Annotated in this window: 17 protein-coding genes; 10 read left to right on the top strand and 7 right to left on the bottom strand. The window is 56.1% G+C overall.

Going from position 1 to position 26,115, the window contains the following annotated elements; translation table 11 throughout:
• Positions 1 to 341 precede the first annotated feature (341 nt).
• From rpsF to dnaB, 5 genes are all read left to right on the top strand, one after another.
• On the top strand, positions 342 to 767 hold the full coding sequence (gene rpsF / locus M0974_RS32430; RefSeq protein ID WP_297846316.1) for a 30S ribosomal protein S6: 426 nt from the start codon (positions 342 to 344) through the stop codon (positions 765 to 767).
• A gap of 28 nt (positions 768 to 795) precedes the next feature.
• Positions 796 to 1,026 (top strand): 30S ribosomal protein S18, encoded by a 231-nt coding sequence (gene rpsR / locus M0974_RS32425; protein WP_002551829.1) that lies wholly within the window; start codon positions 796 to 798, stop codon positions 1,024 to 1,026.
• A gap of 39 nt (positions 1,027 to 1,065) precedes the next feature.
• Positions 1,066 to 1,962, top strand: coding sequence for a hypothetical protein (locus tag M0974_RS32420; RefSeq protein WP_297846313.1), 897 nt, complete (start codon positions 1,066 to 1,068; stop codon positions 1,960 to 1,962).
• A gap of 19 nt (positions 1,963 to 1,981) precedes the next feature.
• A complete protein-coding gene (gene rplI / locus M0974_RS32415; protein WP_297846311.1) occupies positions 1,982 to 2,428 on the top strand; it encodes a 50S ribosomal protein L9 in 447 nt (148 codons plus the stop codon).
• Between the two features lie 108 nt (positions 2,429 to 2,536).
• Positions 2,537 to 3,931, top strand: coding sequence for a replicative DNA helicase (dnaB, locus tag M0974_RS32410; RefSeq protein ID WP_297846309.1), 1,395 nt, complete (start codon positions 2,537 to 2,539; stop codon positions 3,929 to 3,931).
• Between the two features lie 46 nt (positions 3,932 to 3,977).
• Here the strand turns inward: dnaB and M0974_RS32405 are convergent, their stop codons facing one another.
• Positions 3,978 to 6,839 carry an RHS repeat domain-containing protein gene (locus M0974_RS32405; RefSeq protein WP_297846308.1) on the bottom strand — a complete coding sequence of 954 codons (2,862 nt, stop codon included), beginning with the start codon at positions 6,837 to 6,839 and terminating at the stop codon, positions 3,978 to 3,980.
• Positions 6,840 to 7,026: 187 nt separating this feature from the next.
• Here M0974_RS32405 and M0974_RS32400 point away from each other — a divergent pair, with 187 nt between their 5' ends.
• Positions 7,027 to 9,327, top strand: coding sequence for a YgiQ family radical SAM protein (locus M0974_RS32400; RefSeq protein ID WP_297846306.1), 2,301 nt, complete (start codon positions 7,027 to 7,029; stop codon positions 9,325 to 9,327).
• A gap of 110 nt (positions 9,328 to 9,437) precedes the next feature.
• Here the strand turns inward: M0974_RS32400 and M0974_RS32395 are convergent, their stop codons facing one another.
• Positions 9,438 to 12,374: a hypothetical protein gene (locus M0974_RS32395; protein ID WP_297846304.1), complete on the bottom strand. Its 2,937-nt coding sequence runs from the start codon at positions 12,372 to 12,374 to the stop codon at positions 9,438 to 9,440.
• A gap of 1,624 nt (positions 12,375 to 13,998) precedes the next feature.
• Between M0974_RS32395 and M0974_RS32390 the strand changes: the two genes are divergently transcribed.
• The 3 genes from M0974_RS32390 to M0974_RS32380 all read left to right on the top strand — a co-directional run bounded on the left by M0974_RS32390 (position 13,999) and on the right by M0974_RS32380 (position 20,776).
• A complete protein-coding gene (locus M0974_RS32390) occupies positions 13,999 to 17,289 on the top strand; it encodes a DUF2126 domain-containing protein (protein ID WP_297846302.1) in 3,291 nt (1,096 codons plus the stop codon).
• A 98-nt stretch (positions 17,290 to 17,387) separates the two neighbouring features.
• A complete protein-coding gene (locus tag M0974_RS32385; RefSeq protein ID WP_297846300.1) occupies positions 17,388 to 19,874 on the top strand; it encodes a circularly permuted type 2 ATP-grasp protein in 2,487 nt (828 codons plus the stop codon).
• Positions 19,874 to 20,776 (top strand): transglutaminase family protein, encoded by a 903-nt coding sequence (locus tag M0974_RS32380; protein WP_297846299.1) that lies wholly within the window; start codon positions 19,874 to 19,876, stop codon positions 20,774 to 20,776. The genes M0974_RS32385 and M0974_RS32380 overlap by 1 nt, the downstream gene beginning before the upstream one ends.
• A 97-nt stretch (positions 20,777 to 20,873) precedes the next feature.
• Here M0974_RS32380 and M0974_RS32375 read toward each other — a convergent pair whose 3' ends face one another.
• Positions 20,874 to 21,059: a hypothetical protein gene (locus tag M0974_RS32375; protein WP_297846297.1), complete on the bottom strand. Its 186-nt coding sequence runs from the start codon at positions 21,057 to 21,059 to the stop codon at positions 20,874 to 20,876.
• Positions 21,060 to 21,166: 107 nt separating this feature from the next.
• Positions 21,167 to 21,754, bottom strand: coding sequence for a TIGR00730 family Rossman fold protein (locus tag M0974_RS32370; RefSeq protein WP_297846296.1), 588 nt, complete (start codon positions 21,752 to 21,754; stop codon positions 21,167 to 21,169).
• Between the two features lie 354 nt (positions 21,755 to 22,108).
• Here M0974_RS32370 and azu point away from each other — a divergent pair, with 354 nt between their 5' ends.
• Entirely contained in the window at positions 22,109 to 22,555 is a 447-nt protein-coding gene (azu, locus tag M0974_RS32365; protein WP_297846294.1) for an azurin, read from the top strand.
• 95 nt (positions 22,556 to 22,650) lie between these two features.
• On the opposite strand, the gene M0974_RS32360 is transcribed toward azu, so the two are convergent.
• The 3 genes from M0974_RS32360 to pncB form a co-directional block, all read right to left on the bottom strand.
• Positions 22,651 to 23,670, bottom strand: a complete 1,020-nt coding sequence (locus M0974_RS32360; protein WP_297846292.1) for a DUF1338 domain-containing protein — start codon at positions 23,668 to 23,670, stop codon at positions 22,651 to 22,653.
• 199 nt (positions 23,671 to 23,869) lie between these two features.
• Complete coding sequence (gene nadE / locus M0974_RS32355) at positions 23,870 to 24,697, bottom strand: ammonia-dependent NAD(+) synthetase (RefSeq protein WP_297846291.1); 828 nt, start codon at positions 24,695 to 24,697, stop codon at positions 23,870 to 23,872.
• Between the two features lie 3 nt (positions 24,698 to 24,700).
• The gene (gene pncB / locus M0974_RS32350) at positions 24,701 to 25,960 is read right to left on the bottom strand and encodes a nicotinate phosphoribosyltransferase (protein ID WP_297846290.1); all 1,260 of its coding nucleotides are present in this window, start codon (positions 25,958 to 25,960) and stop codon (positions 24,701 to 24,703) included.
• Positions 25,961 to 26,115 lie beyond the last annotated feature (155 nt).

Genomic DNA, 26,115 nt, shown 5'->3' with positions numbered 1-26,115 from the left:
GTGTGTTTGCTCCCCTCTGCGCCCCCCCGCCGGTCTACCCCCCCCCCAACCACCCCCCCGTGGCTGGGGGGGGGGCGCCCCTTTTTAACCGTCCCGGGTGTGTCCCCCCCCCCCGGCGGTTTCGCCCGGGGGCCCCCCCCCGCTCCTATAGGTATTGAGTAGTACTCATTGCTCAAATAATCACCAATTCCCTTGCGTGCCTCCACACCCTTCTCTACAATTGCGCCCCTTGCTGTCATGGCAGGCGCTCTTGTGCCTGTGCTGGGCAAGACTCACAAGTGTCATTCACTCCTTGTCTGCACCGTTTTTTAGCGGCAGGCTACAACCCGTAAGGAGCATTCATGCGTCATTACGAAATCATCTTTTTGGTCCACCCGGATCAAAGAGAGCAAGTCGGCGGCATGGTAGAGCGTTACACCAAGCTGATCGAAGAAGACGGCGGCAAAATCCACCGTCTGGAAGATTGGGGCCGTCGTCAACTGGCCTATGCAATCAACAATGTTCACAAGGCTCACTACGTGATGCTGAACGTTGAATGCACCGGTAAGGCTTTGGCTGAACTGGAAGACAACTTCCGTTACAACGATGCCGTGATCCGTAACCTGGTCATCCGTCGCGACGAAGCCGTAACTGGTCAGTCCGAGATGCTCAAGGCCGAAGAAAACCGCAGCGAGCGCCGTGAGCGTCGTGACCGTCCTGAGCACTCCGACAGCGCCGATGGCGATGACGGTGACAACAGCGACGCCAGCGATAACGCTGACGAGTAATCCACGGACCTTTTGAGGAGCCAATTACATGGCACGTTTCTTCCGTCGTCGTAAATTCTGCCGCTTCACCGCTGAAGACGTGAAGGAGATCGATTACAAAGATCTCAACACTCTGAAAGCATACGTATCCGAGACCGGCAAAATCGTTCCAAGCCGTATCACTGGTACAAAAGCTCGTTATCAGCGTCAGCTGGCCACCGCTATCAAGCGTGCCCGCTTCCTGGCCCTGCTGGCCTACACCGACAGCCACGGCCGCTGAGACCAGGCAGTCGACAAAAAGTAGTAAGGGATAGAACGCATGCGCGCCATGGCTAATTTCATCATGCGCGGCCGCGTGCAGGCCACTCTCGTAGTGGTCGGATGTGCGGCATTGCCGTTGTTGTTCTGGTTGAGTGCTGCCGCAGGTTGCCTTGTGCTTCTGAGGCGCGGTTTGAGTGATGCCGCTGGCATCCTCGCCTGGGCTTTACTGCCGGCTTTGGTCTGGTGGTATTTCGGGGAGCCTCGCACACTTATGGTGTTGCTGGGTTCACTGGGGTTGGCAGCGTTGTTACGCGCCAGCGAGTCCTGGGTCCGCGTGCTGCTGGTCAGCGTGGCACTGGGTCTGTTGTATGCAGTGATTCTGGGTGCGGTTTTCCGCGAACCCATCGAAGTGATGGCGCAGGAGTTGCAAAAACTCATGCCGCAGGTCCTCGAAGGGCTCTACCAACAATTGTCGGTAGAAGAGCGAGCGCGTCTAGGGGCATTGATTGCACCGGTACTCAACGGCCTGATTGCGGCTTTGTTGCAGATCGTCAGTGTGCTCACCCTGATTCTGGGGCGTTACTGGCAAGCGTTGTTGTACAACCCTGGTGGTTTTGGCCGCGAATTTCGCAGCATAAGACTCCCGAAAGTACCGGCGTTGTCACTGCTGGTGTTGATGCTTCTGGGGCCAAATTTCGGTCCGCAGATGGCGATGTTGACACCGTTGTGCAGCGTACCGCTGGTATTTGCCGGGCTGGCTCTGGTTCATGGTCTGGTTGCTGAAAAGCACCTGGGCAGGTTCTGGCTGGTGGGGTTGTACGTAACGCTGTTGCTGTTTATGCAACTGATCTATCCGTTGCTGGTGGTGTTTGCCATCGTCGACAGCCTGATTGATTTTCGCGGTCGTGTTGCGTCGAAAGACGCTGATAACGGCTCTGCGGACGGTGAAGGTTAAAAGTTAAGAGGATTTTCACATGCAACTGATCCTTCTGGAAAAAGTCGCTAACCTGGGCAACCTGGGCGACAAAGTAAATGTTAAGGCCGGTTACGGTCGTAACTATCTGCTGCCGTACGGCAAAGCAACCGCTGCAACCGCTGCCAACGTGGCTGCGTTTGAAGAGCGTCGTGCTGACCTGGAAAAACTGGCTGCAGACAAAAAAGCTTCTGCCGAAACTCGCGCTGCCCAACTGGCTGAGCTGGAAGTGACTATCACTGCCACCGCCGGTGACGAAGGCAAGCTGTTCGGTTCGATCGGCACCCACGACATCGCTGATGCACTGACCGCCTCTGGCGTTGAAGTTGCAAAAAGCGAAGTTCGTCTGCCGAACGGCACTATCCGTAACGTTGGTGAATACGACGTAGCCGTGCACCTGCACAGCGACGTAGAAGCAACCGTACGCGTTATCGTGGTAGCAGCTTAAGCAACACTTAACGCTTGGCGACTTGCTTGCCAGACGTTTAACATCGGGCACGATCCTGTTCACAGGTCGTGCCCTTTGTCTTTCTGCTCTTCCTGATTCTGTGTGGCCATGAACGATATATCTGCCCCCGAGCAATACGATCTGCAAACCGCTGCCCTCAAGGTGCCGCCGCACTCCATCGAGGCCGAACAGGCCGTGCTCGGTGGTTTGATGCTGGACAACAACGCCTGGGAGCGCGTGCTCGATCAAGTGTCCGATGGCGATTTCTATCGACATGACCACCGCCTGATTTTCCGGGCGATCGCCAAACTGGCCGATCAAAACAGCCCCATCGACGTCGTGACCCTGTCCGAGCAGTTGGATAAAGAGGGCCAGACCTCGCAGGTCGGCGGTCTGGGTTACCTCAGCGAGCTGGCGAAAAACATTCCGTCGGTCGCCAACATCAAGGCTTATGCGCAAATCGTGCGCGAGCGAGCGACCTTGCGGCAGTTGATCGGCATCAGTGCCGAGATCGCCGACAGTGCGTTCAATCCGGAAGGCCGCAGTGCCGCCGAGATTCTCGACGAAGCTGAGCGGCAGATCTTCCAGATCGCCGAAGCGCGGCCGAAGAGTGGCGGACCGGTCAGCGTCAACGACTTACTGACCAAAGCCATTGACCGCATCGACACGCTGTTCAACACCGATAACGCGATCACTGGCCTGTCCACCGGCTATACCGACCTGGACGAGAAGACCAGCGGCCTACAACCGTCCGACTTGATCATTGTGGCCGGTCGTCCGTCCATGGGTAAAACCACCTTCGCCATGAACCTGGTGGAGAACGCGGTTCTGCGCAGCGATAAAGTGGTTCTGGTGTATTCGCTGGAGATGCCAGGCGAATCGCTGATCATGCGTATGCTGTCGTCCCTGGGCCGTATCGACCAGTCCAAAGTCCGTGCCGGGCGGCTGGAAGACGATGATTGGCCACGCCTGACCTCGGCGGTCAATTTGCTCAATGACCGCAAGCTGTTCATCGATGACACCGCCGGTATCAGCCCTTCAGAGATGCGCGCGCGTACTCGCCGGGTGGTGCGTGAGCACGGCGAAGTCGGCCTGATCATGATCGATTACCTGCAGCTGATGCAGATTCCAGGCTCCAGCGGCGACAACCGAACCAACGAGATCTCCGAGATCTCTCGCTCGTTGAAATCCTTGGCCAAAGAATTTCAATGTCCTGTGGTCGCGTTGTCCCAACTCAACCGTTCCCTGGAACAACGCCCCAACAAACGCCCGATCAACTCCGACTTGCGCGAATCCGGAGCGATCGAGCAGGATGCTGACGTCATCATGTTCGTTTACCGGGATGAGGTGTATCACCCGGAAACCGAGCACAAAGGCATCGCCGAAATCATCATCGGCAAGCAGCGTAACGGTCCTATCGGTACCACGCGCCTAGCGTTCATCGGCAAGTACACTCGATTCGAAAACCTCGCGCCGGGCAGTTACAATTTCGACGAGGATTAGTGAGTAGACCCGTACGGGGGTGCCGGACCAGAGCGTCCGGCGGTTTTCAGTGAGGGTCGATTACAGAGTGTGCTTTGAGGACGCCTTTTTTGGGAGGCTCAAACATCAAGCGCCACGCACCACGACCGGTACTGTTTCCTACCCCTGTAAGATCCAGCGAAAAGAGTTTGTGTTTTGATTCGTGAAGATTGCCTGTACCGTCTTCCCTGAACTTCTCAACAGCCATATCGATGGCCGGTTTCAGTTCAGGTCCAAGGTCCTTTTTGGCTTTCAGGAAGGCTTTCGACACGAAGAACCCGCTCATATCCAGTTTCAGTCCCGGCGTGTTACTCGTATTTCTGGTCTGAGGAGTGCTGACGGCCTCCGGATCGGCTTGGCGTACCGTTGAGCCTCTCTTGTTTGAGTTTGTCGAGGAGCCTCGGCGGTACTCGGCCTTTTCTTCGGCGGTGATAGTGCCCTCGAAAATGCTAAGGAAACCGGTGCTGCCTGTGCTTGCCAAGCTGCCAGTGCCGCGACCACTGGCACTTCCCGGGGTGCTGATCGCAGTCGTTTTCCCTCGAAGGTCTACAGTGGGAATACCCGCGCTATTAACGTTTGCGAGTAACGCTGGGGTGCCTTTACTGGCATCGAAAATAGTACGGTGCTCGGCGTTGCCGATATAAAAAGCATGTATCTGGCCTCGATTTCCTTGGTTAAATTCAAAGTGTTTCTCATCGGCGGTCGAAAATTTTCCGACAAATATGCTCAGTTTTTCGACCTCGCTATTAGTTAACGTGTATTGGTATTTTTTGCCTTCAAAAAACGCAGCTCTCGCCTCGCGAGCATTTTCATTGGACTTGCGTCGTACCAAGCCAAGGGCCGCCAACAGGGTCGCCGCAATGACAGTGGCGATTGCGGTAGCGGTGGTTACATCAAATCCGTCTAGGCCAAGCAGATCTACTCGATTCATTGGTCCATTTTCAACCATTCGGTATCGGTTAAGGTCATTAGCGCTGCCGCCAGGGTCCGGGCTAATCCAGCGCTGTAGCCAAGGCGCGTAATAACGGAGTCCATAGTAATAAAGCCCGCTTGCGTCTCTTTCCATGCCCGAATAACGGATGGTTTTGTAGCTGGCTTCAATGGCCGACTTTGCCGCCCACCAGGCGGTGCCGCCGAACGGGTAATAACCTTCCTGACTTATTAATAGGGCGTCTGCGTCCAGCTCCAAAGTGACGCAATCCAAGTGGTCACCGATGTTATAGCGGAGTTGGTCATTTTGGATGTCATCAGGTTTGCCCTCGCTCCAGCGCAGGCAACGTACAGCGCATCGCCCGGATTGCACGGTCACAACCTGCAGGCATTCGTCGTTCACCGTACTGGTTCGAATCTCCAGGCCCGGCAGATAGCGCGTTTCACGCGTGTGGACGACGGACTTGGCGCGGGCTACAGCAGTTTTGCGCAGACGTTGCCCGGCCCCGTCATAGGCGTAGCGCTCGGCGTCATGCTCGCCGTCTTCTCGGGTGAGCAGGTTTATCTGAATAAGTTGATTGCGAGCGTCCCACGTAAGTGCCTGACCGGGTGTCAGTGTCTGAAGGTTGCCGCACGCGTCAAACTGCACATTGAAGTCAGGAGGCCGTTCGCCTTCTCCGAGAGGAAGGGCGCGGTTACTTCCTTCGTCGACCATCAACGTGCGGGTATAAGACTGATGCCCTTGGTGTTTGAGTTCAATCAAGCTTCCCGCATCATCGTATTGATAGTGCTGGGTGTAATTAAGAAACTGGCTAGCATCGACGGGAAGCAGCGCAAGCTCGGGCAACTCTGGCCGAATGGAAGCCCCCACCGTTTCGCGACCGGTAGCTTTGATGAGTTGGTACAGGCTGTCGTAGGCATAAGTGTTTATGCTCTGGACCTGTTGATTGGCGAAGTGGCGAGTGGGCTGTGCGCCGTCCTCGATACTCAGCACATTTCCGGCAGGATCATAGCCGTATCTCAAGTGTTGCAGTTCATCACCGGCCCGGCGGGTCGTGGTCAGTTTATCCAGGCGTTCGCTGGCAGGATCAATGGTTGTCTTACTCACCAGTCCGTTCCCGGCGGTTTGCGATTCCACATGCCCAAAAGCACTGTATTCCAAGTCGTGCAGCAGTGGCTGATAGGTATCATTGAGCATCGTCAGGCCGACCCGCTTCAACAGTCCCGACACGTCATAGTCGAAGGCTTGCTTGTTGGCTAATGCATCTATCTGAAACAACATTTCGCCACAGGGGCTGTAGCCGAAGGTTGTGGTCAGTCCGTCGCCCGGCTCCAGCAGTTGATCACGTGCGGTCTGCTCTTCAGGCCAGTTTGGCAAGTCCAGGCTCATTAGAAAATGCCGGGTTTCTCGCAGTGTCTGGCCCGCTAATCCCAGCCCTTGGACGAGGTGACGACCGGCGTCGTCCTCGCTGCAGATCAGTCGGCCGCAAAGATTCAATGCCGCCATCTCGGGAGAGCTGTCGGCATAGGTGAAGCATTCTGTCGCGCGGGACGCTTGTCCGTCAGCCTGCTCGTGAATTACAGTCGGTCGCAGCAGATGATCATAATCCGTGCGCCAATGAGTATCGCGCGAATCCCAGCTTTCCAAAGCGTTGCCGGCTTCAGCAAAAAACGCGACTTGCCAGCCAGCGTCCACGCCATCGCTGGCCAGGCGTGCAGCGGACAGGCTAACGACGTTGGTGAAGTTCGGGGGCGCCTCTTCATGGGCTTCGCGCAGGGCGAAAAAACGGGGGTCCCAGCTCGCTACCAAGCGCCCGGCAGCGTCGTATCTGTGCAACTTGACGCGCGCTTGGGTGGCGTCGTTGGCGTTGGCCCGATGATAGGCCACCTGCCGCGTCGTCAATCCTCGACCATCAATGACCGTCAGGCACGGCGTGTTTTGATGAATGGAATGGGGCATTCCGAAGCTCCTTGCTACTTTGTCTCAAGCGATGTCCTACCGTACGCCTGCACGCGTCTTGGGGAAACTGTCAGAAGTACCAGCTTCAATCCGCCAATTAACCGACCGCCATCGTCGGAATTGGTCAAATTTTGTGCTATATTTCGCGCCCGCAATTTTCCAACGTGTACACGTGCAGGTTTTTGACATGCAAACAGCCAAGCCGTTATTTGACTATCCCAAGTACTGGGCCGAGTGTTTCGGGCCAGCACCTTTCCTGCCCATGAGTCGGGAAGAGATGGATCAGCTTGGCTGGGATTCCTGCGACATCATCATCGTCACCGGTGATGCGTACGTGGATCACCCGTCTTTTGGTATGGCGATCATCGGCCGGCTGCTGGAGTCTCAAGGCTTCCGCGTCGGGATCATTGCCCAGCCCGACTGGCACTCCAAAGACGACTTCATGAAACTCGGCGAACCGAACCTGTTTTTTGGCGTCGCTGCCGGCAACATGGATTCGATGATCAACCGCTACACCGCCGACAAAAAAGTCCGTTCCGATGACGCTTACACGCCGGGCGGCATGGCTGGTAAACGTCCGGACCGCGCGAGTCTGGTGTACAGCCAGCGCTGCAAAGAAGCCTACAAGCATGTGCCGATCGTACTGGGCGGCATCGAAGCTTCGTTGCGCCGTATTGCGCATTACGATTACTGGCAGGACCGGGTGCGTAACTCGATTCTGATCGACGCTTGCGCCGACATCCTGCTATACGGCAACGCTGAACGAGCGATTGTCGAAGTTGCCCAGCGTTTGTCCTACGGCCACAAGATCGAAGAAATTACTGATGTTCGTGGCACCGCATTTATCCGCCGTGACACGCCAGCAGGCTGGTATGAGGTCGACTCTACCCGTATCGACCGTCCGGGCAAGATCGACAAGATCATCAACCCGTACGTGAATACTCAGGACACTCAGGCCTGCGCCATCGAGCAAGACAAAGGCCCTGTGGAAGACCCGCAGGAAGCCAAGGTCGTGCAATTGCTGGCCAGCCCACGGATGACTCGCGACAAAACGGTTATCCGTTTGCCGTCGATGGAAAAAGTCCGTGCTGACTCGGTGCTGTATGCCCACGCCAACCGCGTGTTGCACCTCGAAACCAACCCGGGTAATGCCCGTGCCTTGGTACAGAAGCACGGAGAAGTCGACGTCTGGTTTAACCCGCCTCCGATTCCGATGACCACCGAAGAAATGGACTACGTGTTCGGTATGCCCTATGCGCGCATTCCGCACCCGGCTTATGGCAAGGAGAAGATCCCGGCCTACGACATGATCCGTTTCTCGGTAAATATCATGCGCGGCTGCTTCGGCGGCTGCACCTTCTGTTCGATCACTGAGCACGAAGGCCGGATCATTCAGAACCGTTCCGAAGAGTCGATCATTCGAGAAATCGAAGAGATCCGCGACAAGGTTCCAGGTTTCACCGGCGTTATCTCCGACCTCGGTGGCCCGACAGCGAACATGTATCGCATCGCTTGCAAGAGCCCTGAGATTGAGTCAGCGTGCCGCAAGCCATCCTGCGTATTCCCGGGCATTTGTCCGAATCTGAACACCGACCACTCGTCGCTGATTCAGCTGTACCGCAGTGCGCGTGCCTTGCCAGGCGTGAAGAAAATCCTGATTGCTTCCGGCCTGCGTTATGACCTCGCGGTCGAATCGCCGGAATACGTCAAAGAGTTGGTAACGCACCACGTCGGTGGTTACTTGAAGATCGCCCCGGAACACACCGAGGAAGGTCCGCTCAACCAGATGATGAAACCGGGCATTGGCAGCTATGACAAGTTCAAGCGCATGTTCGAGAAGTATTCGAAAGAAGCCGGCAAAGAGCAGTACCTGATTCCTTACTTCATCGCTGCCCACCCAGGCACCACCGATGAAGACATGATGAACCTGGCGCTGTGGCTCAAGGGCAACGGTTTCCGCGCTGATCAGGTGCAAGCGTTCTACCCGTCACCGATGGCTACGGCCACCGCGATGTATCATTCGGGCAAGAACCCGCTGCGCAAGGTCTCGTACAAGAGCGATTCGGTCACCATCGTTAAGAGCGAAGAGCAGCGCCGGTTGCACAAGGCGTTCCTGCGCTATCACGACCCGAAAGGTTGGCCATCGCTGCGTGAAGCGCTTATCCGCATGGGGCGTGCGGACTTGATCGGTTCGGGCAAAGACCAACTGATTCCACTGCATCAGCCGGCCACCGACGGTTACCAGAGCGCACGCCGCAAGAACTCGACGCCGGTCGGCAGCCATAAAGTCGCCAAGACCACGCTGATCCAGACCCAGCACACCGGCCTGCCACCGCGTGCCAGTGATGGCGGCAATCCGTGGGACAAGCGTGAAGAGGCCAAGGCCGCCGCGTTCGCTCGCAACAAGCAAGCGACCAAAGAGCGTATCGATGCCGCGAAGGGCAAAGGCCCTAAGCCGCCGAAGCGTAAGCCAGTCGTTCCGCGATAAATCCATTTGCGAGCGCGTTCACTCCCACAAAACCCACAGATGTGGTGGAAGTGAACGTGTTAGCGAAGGACGTGACTCGGTGTATCAGTTCATCGAACTGCCTTTATCTGTTACAACTTGCCCCCTTCAAACACAGTGAACTCTCCGTTGGGTACCTTGACCTTCAGGCCCATAAGTCCCGCGGTACAGGACTGGCACGTTGGAAAGGTTGAATACACTTCAATTGACTGCACTTTAGTGAAATCAACCTTATCGGCATTGATCCTGTTCAAGATCATGTGTTCGCTGTCCATCATCCGGTGGTTGCTTGAAAATCCAGATGCTAGATCAGGAAGAAAAAGCGCTTCATGAGGGTCAACTAAGCCGGTGCCGATCTTGTTTTTCGTGCGCTGTGCATTGATGTAGCGAGTCTTGCCGGGCGACACAGGTATGCCATCAGCTTCCATTTTCCAGCCGTCCAATTTAAAGCCGGTACCTTTGTCGACCTGTTTTGTCAGTGGCAGATCGAGGTGAGTCTTTTTGATACCCGATAAACTGTAATAGACCCTGGTAGGTGTGTTTGGGTCATGGGCAGTGATTTTTACGTATGCAAAGTTTTTCTTTTCGGGAGTCAGTAGCTGCGTGGTTGATAGCTTCGTAATATTTGCGGACGTAAATCGAGTAGGCGATAGATAAAGTGCATTCAGCTCTGCAGCAATGTTCTCTCTTTTGTTGATTGGCGTTTGAAGATCGACGACTGACCAAGACGGCCTGTTAAGTCGAGCAGTGATGACGGCACGGTCTTGAGTGTATTTGCAGAACAATGCCCCTTGCTCAGGCGTGGTGCCCATGTCGAAAGGGCCGCCTACGAACTTACTGACGTGCGTTTCTTTCCCTGCGATGAGGTCACGCCTGATAGCGTTAAGGTCGGCCTCGATAACCTGGGGGCCAAGGGTTTTGATGTAGCGGTTTGCGTCGTAAGAACCGTTGTAAATGTAGACAAGGTAGTGCTCTTCGCTCAGGTTCGTTTTATCGGTTACATTTTTGGTATTTACTTGTATTCGGTTTAGTTGCATTGGGCGGCCTTCAAAGAAATTCCCGAAATAGTAAATTCCTTCGTCCGCTTGGGTGACGATGACCTTTGATCCGTTGATTTTGCGTTTCGCGACCACCGCAGAAACGATACGCGTGTCTTTTATCCCGTCTACAATTCCATCGGCAATGTTGATTTGTTTAAAAATGTCGTTCCCCCCAGTGATGTTTACAGTGATGGTTTTTTTATAATCTTTAGGCTGGATTAATGAAATATCCAGTTTTGCCATAAGGCGGTTGTTTTTGATTTCATAGATCTGTCGTCCATGAACTACCCGTCCAGTGTCAGTCGCAGCGGTCACACTTATATCGGTGAACCAAGGAGCGGTATCGACACCTGTTGTGCGGGTGGCAGTGGCGTTACTGTGACCCACGTTTTTGAATATATTGTCCGCACATTTTACGAGGGCATCCGGTGCTCTTTTTGCCCGGCAGGCCAGTTTTTCAAGCGGTTCCAGGTGATCAACCGTTTTCAATGGCCGGGTTCGTTTCAGTACGACTGTTCCGTCCTCAAGCCTGATTTTTTTATAGGTGACGCCACCCGCCTCTAAAAATAGTTCGTCACCCCAGCGAACCCAGTGTTTGGTCAGGTCAGGGGTCATGTTCAAAAGCAACAGGGCACTGCCTTGATGCTCAAGCATTAATTCCGACGGGACATGCCGACTGAAACGACCGACGTCGTCGACCTGCATCAGCGCCGAACCGTATGGGCGATGGGTTGTCGGGTCGAGAAAATAGCAACCCGCACGTTCGGGTTGCCCGTAAATCAGCACATTTGAATGACCATCAACGTCGAGCAGCCGGTAGCGATAATCCTGGTTTTTCCAGGTTTTCACGTCCTGGCTACTGAGTGAAAAAAACGGTTTCTGGAAGCGTAAGTGAGAAGCCAATAAGACTCTGGACTCCTCTATTCCCCGCCTGGCCGCGTTAAATGAGGCACGGCTTAGTGCTACGGTCTTTTTGCCGGCAAACCTTAAAAAATCATAAGCACCGCTTAGTGGATTTAAGACGTGGTAACTGGTAGCTACCATGCTTTTGGACAATAGCCCCAGGCTTGGCAAAGCGCTACGCAGGCCGAAGGTTGCGGCTTTGTTCACGAAACGGGTGGTGAGACTTACGACTTTGGCAACTGGAAATACAACCGACGCTATGTCTGCCAAGAGAAGAAAGGTGTTCAGCAAGATCGGCGCCGCACTGCGGGGTGACTTGGCGCCCTCAACGAGATTTTCCAACGGACCCCAAATTGGAATGATGTAGGCTTTCAGAAAAGCGAGAGTCGGGTCCGGTTTATCGAACGCGGTGGTTCCTTTTGCGATTTTATATAAGCGGGCTTTAATGTCGGATAAGGCTTGGCACGTGATAGCGTGCGCCAATAATTTTTGACGGGTTTTTGTACCGGATGCAGGGAAGGGGTAGGTCACAAGGTGATGGAGTACGGCCATAGACTCCGGCGCAATGACGGGTGCCGAGCCCGTGGAGTAGGCGGCCCAATCGAAAGGTATGAGTGACGGTCGGCGGTCATCCATACTGTTTTTAATAGCACGCAACCTGGCCGTGGTACTGAGATCATCGCGTCGTTGAAGGAGTCCGGCATATGGAAACAGCTCATGGAAATAGCTGTGGGCTCCATGTGTCGAATAAAGGATGAAGCCGTAGTTAGCGACCAGCAGGTCATCGTTTTTCGGCGTATTGAGCATGACGTTAACGTTGGGGCCTTTGCTCGCAGGCGACAGCAAGTCATGGTTGTTTTTGCGCAGGGTAAAGAGTTCTACTTTCCCTTGCTCAATGGCTAGGCGCTCCTCCAGGGGCAAGTCATCCAGTAGTGCATCGGTGATTGTTTCCAGTGCTGAAGTGGTTGCAACGAACCACTGCTCAAAGTCAGTCTCGAACTGGGCGGCGATGTTGGGCAGGTTTTGATAACGCACCCTGAAGTTGGGGTAAAAATCCTCGCCCACTTTATAAGCGGTGGCATCCAATCTGGAGAAGGGCCACTCAATCGCCCGGAGGCTACTAAATCGAGCGCTAAACGACGGGTACGCAGTGAGGTGTCGAAAGAAAAGCCGCTTCCGTTAGCACGGATGTGTTCATCGGAGCGACCTGATCGATCAAGAAATATGGTGTCTGGTGCTATCTGTTCTTGGGCAAGTAATTGCTGCGCCATATCCAGTCGGTCGGGTACTTTCTTTTGCAACTGAACGATGGCATTTTCAAGTTTTTTCTCTTCCGCCATGAAGCTTGAAAACGCGCGGTTGATATCGGCATCAGCGTAGCCGTTATCAGGTTTTGCTTGAATCAGCCCGCGTGTTTCAGCCCAGTCCACCAAGGGCGGAGTCATCGCAGCAGAGACAAAGATTTGCTGATCTGGTGTCGAGCCTTCGAGGATTTTCGACGACAGGTTCTGAAGGGCCTGGTAATCCATCCGACTGGACAGTCCGACTTCCAACGCTTCGGCCAGATTGATGCCATGTTGCAGATGAAGCCATGCCGAGCTTCGTCGGTGCGCCAACTGAGCTGGAACGCCTTTAATATTCAGGCCTGCTGGGTAGTTCGGCTTCAGAACCCAGATCGCCAATTGCGCCGTCGTTGGGCTAAAAGCATTCGTGGATGTTTCGATAAAGCGCTCGATTTCGTGGTTTAGCGTGCTGTAACTTTTTCCCCAGTGGATAGGTTGATCAATATCAAAACCGCACAGGTCGGCTCTTGGGTCCAGGTCCAGCGCGATAGCTTTCCAGATCAATTTTGCCAGTATGACTGCCGAGGGTGTCTGGTCATTGGCGCCACCATACCAATCGAGTTTGGCAGTAAGGTGTTTGCCCAGTGCCTGCGCCTTTGGTGATTCCAGCAGCGTCGCTAATGACGTGACCGGCCACGCGATAATGTCTTCTGGTTGCCACTGTAAAAAAGCGGGAAATACCAGCAGATCCAGTAACGACTCGGTGCTGCCCTCTTTGAACACATCGGTGACCTGTTTCAGAGATGAAAGGGCGTTAGCATCCAGCAGCGAGTCGATATTTAGCGCGTCGTTAAGGATCGTTCGAAGGGTGAGTTCTTTAGCTAGATTTAACGCCTCGATGCAGGCGTCAAGCTCAACCAGGTTTGTCGGTGATTCCAGGCCATAACGCGCCATCAACTGATCGGGTTCAAACCCAATGATATTGTTTTGTCTTTGTACGCCTAATTCGCCAAGCAAAACGTCGTAATCCGCCAGTTCAGCACTGCCCCAATGGGCGAAGCCGTTTTTGCTGGTCCATGCTTTCAATTCAAAGGGTACGTCATTTTTATGCTGCTCCACTGGGGGTATCTCCTAAACGCTGAAATTGGATTTCCGTCGTGATGAACGCGCCGGAAAAAACATCTAAGCGCCAAGGGATAAGAGGATGTTTTAAATAAATACAGCTATCAAAAGAGAGGTTTGTGGGAGGGAGGGCGCATGATTTTTCAGTTCCGGCGCCTTTTCTGTGCGAGGCTTGCACGGTGGCTCATGCAGGGCGCCATTTTGGTGCTGTAATGAGTCGAGTAATGTAGCAACCGCCCGTATTTGCCCGGATGGCATAAGTCTTGCGCGGGTCCATTACCGTCCAGGCTCGCAGGAGGCACGCCGTGTCGATTCATATCGCCTTGCACCATGTCACGCATTACCGCTACGACCGAGCGGTCGAACTGGGCCCGCAGATCGTGCGCCTTCGTCCTGCGGCTCACAGCCGTACGCGGATTTTGTCTTATTCCCTGAAAGTTCTGCCTGAGCAGCATTTCGTCAACTGGCAGCAAGACCCTCAGGGCAACTATCTAGCGCGCTTGGTCTTCCCCGAGAAAACCAATGAGCTGCGGGTCGAAGTCGATCTTGTTGCCGAAATGGCAGTGTTCAACCCGTTCGACTTTTTCCTTGAGCCGTACGCGGAAAAGATCCCCTTTGTCTACGCCAGCGAAGAGCAGCGGGAGCTGGCGCCGTACCTCGCCACACTGCCGCTGACGCCGAAGTTCGCGGCCTACCTGGCGAGCATCGACCGCACACCGTTGCCAGCCATCGATTTTCTGGTGGCACTGAACCAGCGTCTGAGCCAAGACATCGCTTACCTGATCCGCATGGAACCGGGCGTGCAGACCCCGGAATTCACGCTGGATAACGCCTCTGGCTCGTGCCGCGACTCGGCTTGGCTGCTCGTGCAGCTGATGCGCCACTTGGGCATGGCCGCCAGGTTTGTGTCGGGCTATTTGATTCAGCTCAAAGCTGACGTCGAAGCCCTCGACGGGCCTTCTGGTACGGACGTCGATTTCACTGACTTACACGCTTGGTGCGAGGTTTACTTGCCCGGCGCCGGTTGGGTCGGGCTCGATGCCACCTCCGGCTTGTTTGCGGGCGAAGGTCATATTCCGTTGGCCTGTAGCCCAGAACCGTCGTCGGCGGCACCCATCAGCGGTTTGGTTGAGCCATGCGAAACCGAATTCACCCATGAAATGTCTGTTGAGCGGATTTGGGAGGCGCCACGCGTCACCCAGCCGTACAGCGAAGACCAATGGCTAGCGATTCAGGCCCTTGGCCGCAAGATCGATACCGATCTGATTGCCGCCGATGTGCGTCTGACCATGGGTGGCGAACCGACGTTCGTCTCCATTGATGATCGCGACGGTGATGAGTGGAACACCGCGGCGCTCGGCCCGGAAAAGCGCAAGCTCTCCGCCGAACTCTATCAGCGCATGCGCAAACACTATGCGCCGCTGGGGATCGTGCATTTCGGGCAAGGCAAGTGGTACCCCGGCGAGCAATTGCCGCGCTGGTCGCTGAACTGCTTTTGGCGCAAAGACGGGCAACCGGTGTGGCACAACAACGCATTGATTGCCGATGAAACTGAAGATTATGGCGTCGATGGCGAAATGGCCGGGCGTTTCCTAGCAAGCGTTGCCGAACGCTTAAAGCTGCCGACGCGTTTCGTGTTCCCGGCGTACGAAGACAATTTTTATTACCTGTGGCGCGAAGGTGCGTTGCCGCTGAATGTCAGTGCCGAGGACTCGCGTCTCGAAGACAAGCTGGAGCGTGATCGCCTGCGCAAAGTCTTCACCCAAGGTTTGGACAAGGTCATCGGCCAAGTGCTGCCATTAACCCGCGCCAAGGCGGGGGACAAATGGCAAAGCGGTCGCTGGTTCCTGCGCGACGAACATTGTCGACTGGTGCCGGGCGATTCGGCGTTGGGTTATCGACTGCCGCTGGCCTCGCAACCCTGGGTCAAGGCGTCGGAATATCCGTTCATTCACCCCACCGACCATAACCAGGACTTCCCTGAGCTGCCAAGCAGCGATCAGGTGCAGTCACAGCTCAACAGCCTGACCGAACAGGTCAACGCCGATGATGAGCGTGAACCCAAGACTGCCGAGTCCGCCCATTGGCTAACCCGCACAGCCCTGTGTGCCGAGGCCCGAGACGGCCGTTTGTACGTGTTCATGCCGCCGCTGGAGAAGCTTGAGGACTACCTCGAACTGGTCAGCGCCGTTGAAGCCAGCGCCGAGGAGTTGCATTGCCCGTTACTGCTTGAAGGCTATGAGCCGCCAAGCGACCCGCGTCTGGCAAACTTCCGGATCACGCCTGATCCCGGTGTGATCGAAGTCAACGTGCAACCCTCGTCTAGCTGGGATGAGTTGGTCGAGCGCACCGAGTTTCTGTATGAGCAGGCGCGATTGACTCGCCTGACCACCGAGAAATTCATGATCGATGGCCGTCACACCGGCACCGGCGGCGGCAACCACTTCGTGCTGGGTGGCGCGACACCTGCGGACTCGCCGTTTTTACGGCGCCCGGACCTGTTGCGCAGCCTGCTGAGCTATTGGCATAACCACCCCTCGCTGTCGTACCTGTTTTCTGGCCTGTTCATTGGCCCGACGTCCCAGGCGCCTCGCGTGGATGAAGCGCGTAACGATTCGCTGTATGAGATGGAAATCGCTTTCTCGCAAATGCCGGCGCCTGGTGAAGAATGCGCGCCATGGCTGGTGGACAGGCTGCTACGAAACCTGTTGATCGACGTAACCGGCAACACGCACCGGGCAGAATTTTGCGTCGACAAACTCTATTCCCCGGACGGAGCCACCGGGCGTTTGGGACTTTTGGAGTTGCGGGCCTTTGAAATGCCGCCGCATGCACGCATGAGTCTGGCGCAGCAGTTGCTGCTTCGGGCCTTGGTTGCGCGCTTCTGGCGTGAACCTTATGCCCCGGCCAAGTTGGCGCGATGGGGCACGGAGTTGCACGACCGCTTCATGCTGCCGCACTTTATCGAGCAGGACTTTGCCGACGTTATTGTTGAGCTGACAGCGGCCGGATACCCACTGCGTTCCGAATGGTTTGCGGCGCATCTGGAGTTTCGCTTCCCGAAAGTGGGCGATTACGCCGTCAGCGGCATCAATCTGGAAATTCGTCAGGCGCTCGAGCCGTGGCACGTGTTGGGCGAAGAGGGCGCGGCCGGTGGTGCGGTGCGCTATGTAGACTCCTCGCTGGAGCGCTTGCAGGTGAAGGTCAATGGCTTGCCGCCTCAGCGTTACATGCTGACCTGCAATGGCATTCCGGTGCCGCTGCAGCCGACCGGACGCGTTGGCGAGTTCGTTGCCGGCGTGCGTTATCGTGCCTGGCAGCCGGCAAATTGCCTGCAGCCAACCATCCCGAGCCATGCACCGCTGGTTTTTGACCTGCTCGACACATGGATGCAGCGTTCCTTGGGCGGCTGCGAGTATCATGTCGCGCATCCTGGCGGGCGCAATTATGAAACCTTGCCGGTCAATGCCAACGAGGCGGAAAGTCGACGTCTTTCACGCTTTTTCCGCATTGGCCATAGCCCTGGCAAATTGGAAGTGCCGTTGCTGACCGTTAACGATGAGCTGCCGATGACGCTGGACATGCGTCGCCACTAGAACAAGCCCATTCGGGACAACGACACGTGAAGGCTCACCCCTTCGCGTGTCATTTTTCTGCGCTAATTTGACGTCTTTTGCTGTCTGCCGAGCCTTCCATGCCCGACCTGCTTGACCGCTATCCGCTCACTACGGGTACTTATCACGAGATGCTGGATGCCAGCGGTGCTGTTCGGCCGCATTGGCGGCAGCTGTATGAACATCTACAACGCAGCACACCCACGCAATTGATCCAGCGTCAGGCACTGCTGTCCCGGCAAATTCAAGAAAACGGCGTGACCTACAACGTTTACGCCGATCCCAAGGGGGCTGACCGTCCTTGGGAGCTGGATTTGCTGCCGCACCTTATTCCGGCTCAGGAATGGGCTGCTGTCGCCGCAGGCATCGCTCAGCGCGCACGCTTGCTCAATGCTGTGCTGGCTGATCTGTATGGTCCGCAGCAGTTGATCGCCGATGGTTTGCTCCCGGCTGAGCTGGTGTTTGGCCATAACAATTATTTGTGGCCGTGTCAGGGCGTGAAACCGCCCGAAGGCACGTTCTTGCACATGTACGCTGTGGACTTGGCGCGAACGCCAGACGGGCGTTGGTGGGTTACGGCCGACCGCACTCAAGCACCATCGGGTGCAGGGTATTCCCTGGAGAACCGGCAAATCGTGTCGCGGGCGTTTCCGGACATGTACCGTGATTTGCAGGTGCAACACCTGACGGGATTTTTCCGGGCGTTGCAGGAAACGCTGGCACGCCAGGCGCCGACGGACAAAGAGCCACCGCTGGTGGTGCTGTTGACCCCAGGCCGGTTCAACGAAAGTTATTTCGAACACCTGTACCTGGCGCGACAGTTGGGTTATCCGTTGGTCGAAGGCGGCGATCTGACCGTTCGCGATGCCACGGTTTACCTGAAGACCTTGAGCGGGTTACGTCGGGTTCACGCGATCATGCGTCGTCTCGACGATGACTTCTGCGACCCGTTGGAGCTGCGTACTGACTCGGCACTGGGAGTGCCCGGTTTACTTGAAGCCGTTCGCCAAGGCCGAGTGCTGGTCGCTAATGCCTTGGGCAGCGGTGTGCTGGAATCGCCGGGGTTGTTGGGTTTCCTGCCGAGAATCAATCAGCACTTGTTTGGTGAGGAGCTGATTTTGCCCTCTGTGGCAACGTGGTGGTGCGGCGAACCTCCGGTGCTGGCTGCGGCGCTGGAAAAACTCCCAGACCTGCTGATCAAGCCGGCATTCCCTTCACAAAGCTTTGCCCCGGTATTCGGCCGTGATTTGGACGTCGAGCAACTCCAGGCGCTGGCCTTGAGGATGCAGGCGCGTCCGTATGCCTACGTTGCGCAGGAGCTGGCGCAGTTATCCCATGCACCGGTTTGGCAGCCCGATGGTGAGCAACTGCAACCACGCGCTATCGGCATGCGTGTTTACGCCGTCGCCAGCGCTGACGGCTATGAAGTGCTGCCTGGTGGCCTGACCCGCGTCGCGGCCGAAGCAGACGCCGACGTGGTGTCGATGCAGCGCGGCGGGGCGAGCAAGGACACGTGGGTGCTGGGCGAGCGTGCCGAGGGCATCAAACCCTGGAAAACTCAGCGGGCGCTGGGCGTCCGGGACCTGATTCGGCGCGACCCTTACCTGCCTTCGCGGGTGGTCGAAAACCTCTTTTGGTTTGGTCGCTACTGTGAGCGCTGCGATAACAGCGCACGTTTGCTGCGCATCATGCTCACTCGTTACGTTGACGGCGATGATCCCTTGGCGCTGCAAGCGGCAGTGGAGCTGGGTGAAACCTTGCATTTGCTGCCCGAAGAAGGCGACCTGCACGAGCGCTTGCTCGCGGCCCTGCTGGGCGATGATTGGTCGCAAAGCCTGCGGGCCAACCTGCAACGTTTGCAATGGGCCGCCTCGCAAGTGCGCGGCAAGCTCTCCCGAGAAAACTGGCAGGCGCTGGTTGAGTTGCAACGCGAATCCATCAGCTTGGACACCGAGGAGCCAGACTTCGGTGAGCTGCTCGACTTCCTCAACCGCCTGGTGATGTCGTTGGCCGCCTTGTCCGGTTTTGCCCTGGATGACATGACCCGCGATGAAGGCTGGCGCTTTTTGATGATTGGTCGGCGTATCGAGCGGCTGCAATTTTTGAGCATCAGCTTTGCTGCATTTTTGCGCGATGCTTCCGTTAACGATCAGGCTGGCCTGGAGTGGCTGCTGGAGCTGGGCAACAGCAGCATTACCTACCGCTCGCGTTACCTGGCGATGCCGCAGTTGATCCCCGTGCTCGACCTATTGTTACTCGATGAACAGAACCCACATGCGGTGTTGTTCCAACTTAAATTGGTGACACGCGCGTTGAACCGTTTGAATGAGGATTTCGGTGCGCCGCGTGATAGCAGCCTGACAGCCTTGGTTCAACGTTTGTCAGCATTCGATCTGGGCAGTTTAGAAAACCCATTGTTCGGTAAAAGCAGTGTGCGCGCAGTCCTCGACGGCTTGGCTAATTTGCTGCAAGACATCGGTGACACCAGCGGGCTCATGTCAGACCGCCTGGCCCTGCGTCACTTTGCCCATGTCGATGATGTCAGCCAACATACGGTGTCTGTCTGATGAGCGCGCATTACCAGATTTTTCATGACACCCACTATAAATACGACAGCCCAGTGTCCTTGGCCCAGCAGCTGGCGCACCTGTGGCCACGGCCTTGCGCCTGGCAGCGGTGCACCCAACAAGAACTGCTGATCAGCCCGGTACCGACCAGTCGCCGGGATGAGCTGGACGTCTTTGGCAATCCGCTGACACGTTTGGCGTTCGAGCGGCCCCACGATGAATTACAGGTCAACGCTCGGCTACGGGTCGAAGTGCTGGCGCGGCCGTCGCTGGACTTCGAGCAATCTGCCGGCTGGAATGCCACCAGCAGCGCATTGACCTACAGCGGTATGCCGCTGTCGCCCAATATTATTGAAGCGTGTCGGTTTCGCTTCGAATCACCTTATGTGCATTTGAAGCAAACGTTCGTTGATTTCTCTGCCAGTTGTTTTTCTCCCAACCGTCCGCTGCTGCTCTGTGTGCAAGCGCTGATGGAAAAGATCTTTACCGAGTTCACCTTCGACGAGGAGGCCACTCAGGTCGCCACTCCTCTGGTCGAGGTGCTGGAGAACCGGCGGGGCGTGTGTCAGGACTTTGCTCACCTGATGCTGGCCTGTCTGCGGTCGCGTGGCTTGGCGGCGCGTTACATCAGCGGCTACTTGCTGACTCAGCCGCCACCTGGCCAACCGAGGTTAATCGGCGCAGACGCATCGCATGCATGGGTATCGGTATTTTGCCCGGTGTTGGGCTGGGTGGATTTTGACCCGACCAACAATGTGCAGCCGACACTGGAGCACATCAGCCTGGCCTGGGGCCGTGATTTCTCGGATGTATCGCCGTTGCGTGGGGTCATTCTGGGCGGCGGCAGCCATGACCCGGAAGTGGAAGTGACGGTAATGCCCGTCAGTGCCGAGGCCGTTTGACTGTGTCCGTAAGGCTTTAGAGAGAGGTTGCCGTAGTCTGCCGCTTGAGCGACAGACGTGGCGTACGGGCTTCATCGATTGGCGAAGCCCAGCGTTATCAGGTGGCCGGAGTTGCTTCTGGCGTTGCCTCGGCGTCGTCGGCAGGCTCTTGGCCTTCAACGGTTTCGCCTTCTGCGCCGGTTTCGGTCAGAGCAGCCGTTTTCTTTTGCAGCTTTTCCTCTTTCTTCTGCTCTTTTGCCAGATCTCTCTGACGTTTGGCGAAGGAATAGTTAGGTTTAGCCATGGGCGATCCTCTGTTTAGGCGGGAAATGCCGCCATTCTGCCTGAGAACGGCATCGTGCACACGGCGTTGTGTGCTCAACGGTCCACTAACAGCAATTAACTGTCTGATCAGGTAGGTTTTTGACCTGCCCACTTGGGGGCTGCGAGGGGTGTCCAAGCGTCCAGGGTGTCCAGCAACTCAGTAGGCGAATCGCTGATCTGCAGCATGTTGCGGTGTTCGTCGCGCACAAACCCTTCGCTGACCACGTGATCGAGAAAACCCGCCAGTTTGCTGTAGAAACCGTTCACGTCCATCAGGCCCAGCGGCTTTGCGTGATAACCCAGCTGTCCCCACGTCCAGACTTCAAACAACTCTTCAAGCGTGCCCAAACCGCCGGGAAGCGCGATAAATGCATCGCTGAGCTCAGCCATGCGCGCTTTACGTGCATGCATGCCATCGACGACTTCCAGGCGGGTCAGGCCGTTGTGGCCGATTTCCAGGCTTCGCAGGCTTTCTGGAATGACCCCAATCACTTCGCCGCCCGCTGCCAGAGCAGCATCAGCGACAATACCCATAAGGCCGACAGCGCCACCGCCGTATACCAAGGTTAGCTGACGTTCGGCCAGCGTACGGCCCAGCGCGATCGCCGCTTCACGGTAGGCTGGGTTGCTGCCTGCGCTGGCGCCGCAAAAAACACAAACGGACTTCAAAGACATCGCCTACTCCTTGGTCATCAATGCCACAGAATAAAGGCTTGGCCGAGCCAGTCCAAGTGTTAGTCGCGCTGAAAACGTTCGTGAGGTTGTTCGTACATGCCGCTGGCGCCACAGGCGTAAACGGCGAGCAAGCTGCGAAAGAAACTGGTGAGGTGCATGGTGTGCGCTCCTGAATGATGCCGCCATGTTATGGCGTCGCGCCGTTGCTGGCCGGTTGATTCTCTCGATGGTGGCGATAGTCATGTGCGTTACGTTGACGCAAGTCATTGGAACTTGAACGCAAATCGGGCAGTCTTTCTGTATACAATCCTTGATTCAAAAATAACGACTTATGTTTTGCCCTGGAGATTCACCATGATTCGTAAACTTGTCGCTGTATCCCTGCTAACCCTCGCGAGTGGCCATTTGCTGGCAGCGGAGTGCAGTGTCGATGTCGATTCAACAGACCAGATGACTTACAACACCAAAGAAATCACCATCGATAAAAGCTGCAAAACCTTCACCGTTAATTTGAGTCACTCCGGCAGCTTGCCGAAAAACGTTATGGGGCATAACTGGGTGTTGGCCAAGGCTGCCGATGCGCAGCCTGTCGCTACCGACGGCATGTCCGTTAGTATTGACAAGAACTACCTGAAAGACGGCGACGAACGCGTTATCGCGCACACTAAAATCATCGGAGCTGGCGAAAAAGACTCGGTGACATTTGACGTGTCGAAGCTGACAGCTGGCCAGGACTATGCGTTCTTCTGCACATTCCCAGGCCACATCAGCATGATGAAAGGCACTATTGCGGTTAAGTAATCGCTAGACCCTGTAGGAGCTGCCGAAGGCTGCGATTCTCCGTTGTTCTTTCGCAGCCTTCGGCAGCTCCTACAGGAGATGTGTGAATCAGCGCGTTACTTCGATCCGGTCATCTTGAAGATGCCTTGAGCATTGCTGCTGTCAAAGTTCAGGTCCAGTTTGTCGTCGATTGGATCGATCTTGCGTTGGATGAACTCAACAAAAGAACCCGGCACCTGATGCTCCTGCAGTTTTCCGCTCGCATCTGCCATCGTCCGCTTTACCGTGCACGCTTTGTAAGCGGTCTGCATGACTCGACCCGAGGCTGACGTTTCGATGCTGTCTTTCATCGGCCGGTCTCGACGAATCTGCTCGGCGACCACGGACTCCAGGTCTGTCACTCGGTCAGTCAAGTGATTGAAGCTGTTCCCTTCTGTTGAAATCCACGCCATTTCTGCGCTTTCGCTGAGCAATTGCTGATAATCGGCATGTCGCACAACGCCGTGCTGGCGACCAAAGGCTTGATATAAACCCGGTAACAAGCGGTAAGCCTCACTCAACGAGCAGTGACGGGTCAGTTGCAGGCGATTGAGAATGCTCAGGTGCTCGGCGCTCAGCGGATCACGGCTAGAGCTGACAACGCGCTCAGCAGCAGCCTGGAACGCTTCGCTGAAACGACCGGGATGCAGTTCAGAAACAAAAAACTGCGCAATGTCTTCCGGCAGATCCTGTTGGCGATAGCCCCAACCGGTCATGTTCAGTTTGGTCAGCGGGTAGGTGCGCACATCGGTGAAGCCCAGTGGTTCGAGGAGGCGGGTAAACGCCAGACGCCCGCGAGGCAGCTCACCGTTGGCAAACCAGTCCACGGTGCGAATTGCACCGTGATCGAACACCACTTTGCGTCGCTGCTCAGCTTGTTCGTTAACGTACAGGCGGCCGGCCGGTACAGCCTCAACCAGTTTGTGAAACAGGCACAGGTTCAGCGCTTCAGCCAGCCACACGCGGTGCAGTTCAGCATCGCTCCAGGCGAAGTCATGCAGACCTTGCGGCACGTCAACATGGGCTTCAAGCCACTGCGCAGCGGGTTGGCCAACAACGGATGCGACAAGCGAAAACAGGCCTTCGAAGGAGGACATAAGCAACGGGCTCTGACTGTGAAAAGTAGGCCCCTATGAGAGCCTCGATAGCCAGGCACGACAAGCGAAAAAAAACGGCGGGTTCATTCCGTTTTTTATTGTTGGCTGGGGTGTAGACCGCTTCCCGAATGAATTCGGTCCCACAGGTAATGAGCGGGGGGAAGCGGCGCGGTTTTTCAGACAGCCCGCGCCTCGGTCTTTAAGGCGCGTACGGCTGTACGCGTTTGTGTTGGGTCTTGAGGTAAGTGTCGCGGATGATCTTGAACGCTTCTTCGCGAACCGGCTCGCCGTGCAGGAAGGCATCGATCTCGGCGTAGGTCACACCATGAGAAGCTTCGTCCGGCTTACCCGGTACCAAATCCTCAAGGTCGGCAGTTGGCACTTTGTCCACCAATGACTGCGGGGCGCCGAAGCTGCGAGCGATGGCCCGGACCTGATTTTTCACCAGCCCACTGAGCGGTGCGATGTCGCAGGCGCCGTCACCGAACTTGGTGAAGAAACCCATGACCGCTTCCGCTGCATGATCAGTACCGATCACCAAACCCTGACGCGCCCCCGCGATAGCGTATTGCGCGACCATCCGCATGCGTGCCTTGGTGTTACCGGTCACGAAATCTACCGCGCTGGCGTGTTGGCCTTCGAACGCCTTGATCTGCGCAGTCAATGCCTGCACCGAAGGGCCAATATTCACCGTGTGCGACTCGTCCGGCTTGATGCACTCAAGGCTGGCCTGGGCTTCGTGCTCGTCCGCCTGGGTCTGATACGGCAGGCGCACGGCAATGAAACAATAACTTTTATCCCCGGTGCTTTCGCGCAATTGCTCTACAGCACGTTGGGCGAGCATGCCTGCGGTCAGCGAGTCGACGCCACCACTGATGCCCAACACCAACGTCTTGAGCTGTGCGTTTTTTAAACACTGCTGAATAAAAGCGATCCGTCGCGCGACTTCAGCTTCAAGGGCGTTCTGGTCGGCGAAAGGCGGTTGGACGTTAAGCTCTGCAGCGATCTGGAGCTGTACAGCTTGCATGATTCACTCCTCGACAAGGTGTGTGGAAACAGACGGTTTTAACGCGGGCAGCTCGGCGACGGGGCTGACCGGTACTTTGAAAACGTGACGCAAATAGGCGACGAAATTTGGGTCTTTGCACTGGGTCTTGCCGGGTTCATCGGAGATCTTGGCGACTGCTTGACCCGCGCAGGCGGTCATTTTAAGCACGATACTCATGGGTTCAATTCCCGGAATATCAGCGGTCAAATTGGTGCCGATGCCAAAGCTGACATTGATCCGACCGCGCAGGGCGCGGAATATGTCCAAGGCTTTGGGCAAATTCAGGCCGTCTGAAAAGACCAGCGTCTTGCTCATCGGATCAATACCGAGTTTCTGGTAATGCGCTATGCATTTTTCGGCCCACTGCACCGGTTCGCCAGAATCATGCCGCAGGCCATCGAACAGCTTGGCGAAATACAGATCGAAATCGTTGAGGAACGCGTCGGTGGTGATGCAATCCGTCAGCGCAATCCCCAGCAACCCGCGGTACTCACGAACCCAACAATCGAGCGCGACAATCTGGCTATCGATCAATCGCGGGCCGAGTTGTTGGTGGGCCATGATCCATTCATGGGCCATGGTCCCCAGGGGTTTCAAGTCCAGTTTGCGCGCCAGTTCTACGTTGCTGGTACCCACGAACTGGCCGGGGAAGTCTTGCTTGAGCACCGACACCACTTCTTCCTGTACGCGGTACGAGAAGCGGCGGCGGGTGCCGAAGTCAGCAACCTTCAATTCAGCCAGTTCGTCGCTGGAGGCGTTGGCTTGTAGCCAGTCGAACTTGCGATACAGTTGATCGCGGGCTTGCACCAGAAGCGTGCCAGGGTGGCGAATGCGATTGCGCACTTCGCTGACAATCGCCAGCAGCGGCACCTCAAACATAATTACATGCAGCCATGGCCCGTGCAGACGAATACGTAATTCGCCGTCTTCGATGTGGGTCTGCACGTAACGCATATTGAAACGGAACAGGCCAAGAAACCGCAAAAAATCAGGCTTCATAAAGCTGATGCGTTCAAGAAAACCCAACTGTTCAGGCCCCATGGACAGCTCGCACAGCAGGGCGATCTGGTGGCGGATTTCGGACAAATAAGGCCGCAGATCCTCGCCGTTGCGACAGCGAAACTCCCACTCAACATCTACGTTGGGGTAGTTGTGCAGTACCGCTTGCATCATGGTCAGCTTGTAGAAGTCGGTGTCGAGCAGGTTCTGCACGATACGATCAGAGAAGGCGCTCTCACTCATTTTTGTCAGTTCTCCAGAGCTGCCGGTGGGGTTGGGGTCGCACAAGTGCTGGGCCCGCATTGTCGCCCCTAAGCGGCCGGGTTATCCAACTGTTCAAGCATCCAGCGCACAAAATCCCGAATTTTAGGCACCTCCGCCGTATGTTCCGGGTAGGC

The organism is Pseudomonas sp. (assembly GCF_026224925.1).
In the GTDB taxonomy this organism is placed as follows: Bacteria; Pseudomonadota; Gammaproteobacteria; order Pseudomonadales; family Pseudomonadaceae; genus Aquipseudomonas.
The sequence above is the reverse complement of the archived record's forward strand: the minus strand, read 5'-3'. Positions and strand labels throughout refer to the sequence as shown.

Coding starts and splice junctions, on each gene's coding strand:
- M0974_RS32370 (WP_297846296.1), bottom strand. CDS start 21,754: ATGTCTTTGAAGTCCGTTTGTGTTTTTTGCGGCGCCAGCGCAGGCAGC.
- M0974_RS32385 (WP_297846300.1), top strand. CDS start 17,388: ATGCCCGACCTGCTTGACCGCTATCCGCTCACTACGGGTACTTATCAC.
- rpsF (WP_297846316.1), top strand. CDS start 342: ATGCGTCATTACGAAATCATCTTTTTGGTCCACCCGGATCAAAGAGAG.
- M0974_RS32405 (WP_297846308.1), bottom strand. CDS start 6,839: ATGCCCCATTCCATTCATCAAAACACGCCGTGCCTGACGGTCATTGAT.
- pncB (WP_297846290.1), bottom strand. CDS start 25,960: ATGAGTGAGAGCGCCTTCTCTGATCGTATCGTGCAGAACCTGCTCGAC.
- nadE (WP_297846291.1), bottom strand. CDS start 24,697: ATGCAAGCTGTACAGCTCCAGATCGCTGCAGAGCTTAACGTCCAACCG.
- M0974_RS32400 (WP_297846306.1), top strand. CDS start 7,027: ATGCAAACAGCCAAGCCGTTATTTGACTATCCCAAGTACTGGGCCGAG.
- azu (WP_297846294.1), top strand. CDS start 22,109: ATGATTCGTAAACTTGTCGCTGTATCCCTGCTAACCCTCGCGAGTGGC.
- M0974_RS32360 (WP_297846292.1), bottom strand. CDS start 23,670: ATGTCCTCCTTCGAAGGCCTGTTTTCGCTTGTCGCATCCGTTGTTGGC.
- dnaB (WP_297846309.1), top strand. CDS start 2,537: ATGAACGATATATCTGCCCCCGAGCAATACGATCTGCAAACCGCTGCC.
- rpsR (WP_002551829.1), top strand. CDS start 796: ATGGCACGTTTCTTCCGTCGTCGTAAATTCTGCCGCTTCACCGCTGAA.
- M0974_RS32375 (WP_297846297.1), bottom strand. CDS start 21,059: ATGGCTAAACCTAACTATTCCTTCGCCAAACGTCAGAGAGATCTGGCA.
- rplI (WP_297846311.1), top strand. CDS start 1,982: ATGCAACTGATCCTTCTGGAAAAAGTCGCTAACCTGGGCAACCTGGGC.
- M0974_RS32380 (WP_297846299.1), top strand. CDS start 19,874: ATGAGCGCGCATTACCAGATTTTTCATGACACCCACTATAAATACGAC.
- M0974_RS32420 (WP_297846313.1), top strand. CDS start 1,066: ATGCGCGCCATGGCTAATTTCATCATGCGCGGCCGCGTGCAGGCCACT.